The following is a 4,900-nucleotide window of genomic DNA, read 5'->3' as shown; positions in this document are numbered from 1 at the left end:
CGTCTGGAAGGCACCACCTTCGGTGATGTCCCGCTGAACCTGGAGTACAAGCTGGAGGTCTGGGATTCGCCCAACTCGGCCGGCATCGTCATCGACGCACTGCGTGCCGCCAAGATTGCCCTGGACCGCCACCTGGCCGGCCCGGTGCTGGCACCCAGCTCCTACTTCATGAAGTCCCCTGCTGTCCAGCATGAGGACAACGAGGCTCGCCAGTTGGTCGAGGACTACATCGCCGGCAAGGTGGAGGGTGACGAGAGCGCCCTGGATGCCGATGTCAAGGCCGCCAAGGAGAACGGCAAGGATGTCTGGCACGCCTGAGCCTGCGGATTCTGTCTGATTGATCTCTGGGGCGCTTTTGGAAGATTGTCCCAGGGGCATGGATGGCAGATGCTTGGTTTATAAAAAAGGCCGACCACTTTCGTGAGTGGTCGGCCTTTTTATATTCGGATTGAAATAGCAGCTTCAGATTTGTTGACTCCGACTGGTGCTGGACTCTTCGGTCGCAGGCTCCCTCCAAGGATTGCCGCTGGAAGGTCGGTAGGAATCTGGTTCCGGCTCAGTCCTGGTTGTGGCCTACCAGGGGGGCAATCCGCTTGTCCCAGGCATCCAGGGCTGAATTGATGACCTGGTGCATGTCATAGTAAGCGTAGGTACCTAGACGGCCGCCGAAGACGACCTTCGGCTGTTGGGCTGCCAGCTGCTTGTACTGGGTATAGAGGGCCCGGTCGTCGCCTGTATTGATGGGGTAGTAGGGTTCGTCGCCCTTGCCGGCGAAGCGGCTGTACTCCTCCCAGACCACGGTGCGCTCATGGTTCTGCTGGTCGTAACGCTCAGGGTTGAAGTTCTTGAACTCGATGGCACGGGTGTAGGGGACGTCAGGATCGGAGAAGTTCATGACCGGGCAGCCGAAGTGGTCGTCTTCGTCGTAGCGGCGCTCCTTGAAGTCCACGGTCCGCCACTTGAGCTCGCCCAGACGGTAGTCGAAGTAGCGGTCGACCGGGCCGGTGTAGACCACGGGGACCTGGCCCACCAATGCATCCCGGTTCCAGGGCTGGGAGTTGTCGAAGAAGTCGGTCTTCAGGCTCACCTGGATGCGCGGGTCGTCAATCATCCTCTCGAACCAGGCAGTATAACCGTCCTTGGGCAGGCCCTCCCAGGTGTCCTTGAAGTAGTGGTTGTCGTAATTGAATCGCACCGGGAGCCGTTTGATGATCGAAGCCGGCAGCTGAGAGGGGTCGGTCTGCCACTGCTTGGCCGTGTAGTTCTTGACGAAGGCCTCATATAGAGGCCGGCCAATCAGGGAGATGCCCTGGTCGTTCAGGTTGCCCGGGTCGGTCCCGGCCAGTTCGCCAGCCTGTTCGCGGATCAGTTCACGGGCCTGCTGGGGCGTGTAGTGGGCGTGGAAGAACTGGTTGATGGTGCCCAGGTTGATGGGCAGGGGGTAGACCTCGCCCTTGTGGGTGGTGTAGACCCGGTGGGTGTAGTCGGTGAATTCGGTGAAGCGATTGACGTACTCCCAGACCTTGCGATTGGAGGTGTGGAAGAGGTGGGCCCCATACTTGTGGATCTCGGCCCCGGTCTCCTCGTCCATATAGGAGTAAGCATTGCCCCCGATGTGGTCGCGCACGTCGATGATCCGCACCCGGGCTCCGCTGTGCTCGACCGCCTGCTGGGCCACGGTCAGACCGAACAGGCCAGCGCCCACAATCACCAAATCAGCATCCATGTCAGCCATTCGTCTTCAGCCATCCATCCCTTGTCGCTGTGATGCCGGGCTGGCTACTGTCTACTGCCAGGGTCCGGCACGGTCCGGGATCAGCCGCTCGGAGTGCGGCGATCCTGTTGCCTACATGCTAGCGGACAGGTCTGGTCAGGGAAGCGGCGGGCAGCAATATCGACTGAATACGCACCTGGTGTCGATGGGTCGGCGCTTGTCAGTGGACAAGTGGAGCCTGTCTGCTATCATGGTGACTTGCTCTCACGTGGCGTTATGTCACCCAATCCCCCCAGGGCAGGAATGCAGCAAGGGTAAGTGGCCTCTGGCGGGTGCGTGGGAGTTTTCCATATTCGCCCTGACTGAACCGGTTGGAGTCGTGAAGGGAGCGCATTCGTCGGACGGGGTGTCGGATGTCGACCCAGGGGTTGGATAGAGTCTAGAGGTATGACCAACAAGCGCAAACAGGGCGAAGTACAGCAAGCCTGGTACCGTGACCCGAATGAGCAGACCGAAGCGGCCAGCAGTCATGTTGACCAGGATCCCTTGATGTCTCGTCCCCGGATCTCAGCCTTGGTTTTGTGCCTGGTCGCCGGCCTGGCCTGCCTGGGTCTGGCGGCTTTGGTCTGGTGGGCGGCTGTCTGGACTGTTCCCGGGCAGACCTATGACGACATGGCCCTGACCAACTTCCGTGGCTTCCTTGACCAGGCACCACTTGTCAAGGCTTATCTGGGGCTGTTCACCATTCCTTTTGTGACTGTGGCGATCTGCGTAGTGCTGGGCCTTGTCGCCCTGGTGGTGGTTCTAGTGCGACGCCGGTGGTGGCTGCTTGGCCAGGTTGCTGTTTATGCACTGGTGGTCTACGGGGCGGCACGCATTCTCAAACGTTACCTGCCTCGCCCTGTGCTGATCCACGCTCAGGCTTCCGCTGCCAATTCGGCCCCCTCGGGACACACCATCCTCGCTCTGGCGGTGGTCCTGGCCCTGCTCTGTGTGGTGCCCCGGGTTTGGAGGGCCTTTGTTGCCTTGGTGGGATTCGCCTTTGACCTGTCCGTGGGCTGCTCGCTGGTGCAGGGTGGCTGGCACCGTCCCTCAGACGTGGTCATGGGCATTCTCATTCCTACCGGTCTCTGCCTTATTGCACTGGCTGCCACTCGGGGGACCGGTATGGATGTTCCTGGGACCAGGATGTCCTCGGCTTCGATTCAGATTGTTTCCACCCTGATGCTGGTAGCTGGGTTCCTAGGGATTATTTACGCCTGCTATGTCATCTGGCAGGTCAGCCCTGGTCTGGAGATCGGTGCCCGGTGGACGGCCTATGGGGTTCACTGCTCAGCGGTCATACTGATGGCCTCGGTTCTGTCTCTGACCCTGGGTCTGGTTCTGGCGATGAGGCAGATTACGGCCTCGCCTCTGACCAGGATGGGCCTTGTCGGTCGGCCCCCGGCTCCGCCTAAAAATGACTGAGATCGAACTCTGGGCGTACTGAACGTCTCTGATTCATCCACCATCAGTCCTAGGGTTTCACGCCCGTGCACATGACCCCTTGATTTGCATGGTTACGGAACCCCGTGAGTAAGATGGCGTGCGAAAGACAACAATATAAGGAGAGGCCATGGCATCCGGCAATAAGCTCGTCATTGTTGAGTCGCCAACCAAGGCGAAGAAGATCGGCGGGTACCTGGGCAAGGGCTACACGGTCATGGCCTCGGTGGGTCATATCCGCGACCTGGCCCAACCATCGCAGATCCCGGCCTCCCAGAAGAAGGCCTACGGCAAGTTTGGCGTAGACGTGAATGATGGCTTCAAGCCCTACTACATCGTGGACGATAAAAAGAAACACACGGTCTCCGAGCTCAAGAAGGCGCTGAAGAACGCCGACGAGCTTTATCTGGCCACTGATGAGGATCGGGAGGGGGAGGCCATCGCCTGGCATCTGGTCCAGACCCTTAAACCCAAGGTTCCGGTAAAGCGCATGGTCTTTCACGAGATCACTCCAGAGGCCATCAAGAATTCGCTCAAGCACACCAGGGACGTGGATGCCCACATGGTCGATGCCCAGGAGACCCGCAGGGTGCTTGATCGCCTCTATGGCTACGAGCTTTCACCGGTGCTCTGGCGCAAGGTGGGTCCGGGACTGAGTGCAGGGCGTGTGCAGTCTGTGGCGACTCGGCTGATTGTGGAGCGCGAGCGTGAGCGCATGGCCTTCGTCAAGGCCTCCTACTGGGATCTGCTGGCGCGTCTGGTGCAGGAGGATGCCGGGCAATCGGCGTCCCCAGGTGGTTTTCAGGCCCGAATGATCAGCCTGGGGAAGCAGCGGCTGGCGGTTTCCAAGGATTTCACCTCCAAGGGTCGACTGACGGAAGCGGCTGCCAAGGAGCAGGTCCTGCAGCTGGATGAGCAGCATGCCCGAAACCTGGCTGAGACGCTGAAGGATCAGGACTTCACAGTGACGGGTATGGAGACCAAGCCTTACCGTCGGCGTCCTCAGCCCCCGTTTACCACCTCTACCCTGCAGCAGACGGCTGGTAACCGGCTGGGCATGAGTTCCCGGGCCACCATGCGGGCTGCCCAGGGGCTCTATGAGAACGGGTTTATCACCTACATGCGTACCGATTCGGTCACTCTCTCCCAGGAGGCCATCGCTGCTGCCCGCAAGGGGGTCGAGCGTGAGTACGGGGCCGAATACCTTTCGGCCGAGTCCAAACAGTATGTGACCAAGACTGCCGGCGCCCAGGAGGCCCACGAGTGCATCCGGCCCGCCGGTTCCACCTTCCACAGGCCTCAGGATCTTGCCGACCGTCTGGCCCCTGACCAGCTCAAGCTTTACACCCTGATCTGGCGGCGCACCCTGGCTTCGCAGATGGCTGACGCCACCGGGTCCACAGCCACTATCCACCTGTCGGCGCAGGCTGGCAAGGAGGGTACGGCCCTCTTCCAGGCTTCAGGCACCGTCATCAAGTTCCCTGGGTTCCTCAAGGCCATGGGTGGTGCAGGCTCTGAGCAGAATGATGAGGACTCTTCCCTGCCTCCGGTCCAGCAGGGTGACGTGCTTCGTGCTGCCTCTGTCGATCCCGAGGGCCATGAGACCCAGCCGCCTGCACGTTACACTGAGGCCTCTCTGGTCAAGACCCTGGAGGCCAAGGAGATTGGCAGGCCTTCCACCTATGCCAGCATCATTTCGAC

The 4,900-nt window shown here is 60.5% G+C and carries 3 protein-coding genes, 1 other RNA gene and 1 pseudogene; 4 read left to right on the top strand and 1 reads right to left on the bottom strand.

The window, feature by feature from the left end:
- Nucleotides 1-318: pseudogene (locus AC0AP0_RS09050) on the top strand (inositol-3-phosphate synthase); the annotation flags it as partial.
- A gap of 238 nt (nucleotides 319-556) precedes the next feature.
- Here the strand turns inward: AC0AP0_RS09050 and glf are convergent.
- Nucleotides 557-1,735: a UDP-galactopyranose mutase gene (gene glf / locus AC0AP0_RS09045; protein WP_490430227.1), complete on the bottom strand. Its 1,179-nt coding sequence runs from the start codon at nucleotides 1,733-1,735 to the stop codon at nucleotides 557-559.
- A gap of 237 nt (nucleotides 1,736-1,972) precedes the next feature.
- Here glf and ffs point away from each other — a divergent pair.
- The 3 genes from ffs to topA form a co-directional block, all read left to right on the top strand.
- Nucleotides 1,973-2,063, top strand: an RNA gene (ffs, locus tag AC0AP0_RS09040) — signal recognition particle sRNA small type.
- A 98-nt stretch (nucleotides 2,064-2,161) separates the two neighbouring features.
- Entirely contained in the window at nucleotides 2,162-3,181 is a 1,020-nt protein-coding gene (locus AC0AP0_RS09035; RefSeq protein WP_490430226.1) for a phosphatase PAP2 family protein, read from the top strand.
- A gap of 148 nt (nucleotides 3,182-3,329) precedes the next feature.
- Nucleotides 3,330-4,900, top strand: a 1,571-nt coding sequence (topA, locus tag AC0AP0_RS09030; protein WP_490430225.1) for a type I DNA topoisomerase, incomplete at its 3' end; no start/stop codon positions are given.

It is taken from the genome of Bifidobacterium sp. POST2/T3 (B1) (assembly GCF_058197115.1).
This window is presented reverse-complemented; position numbering and strand designations above follow the sequence as displayed.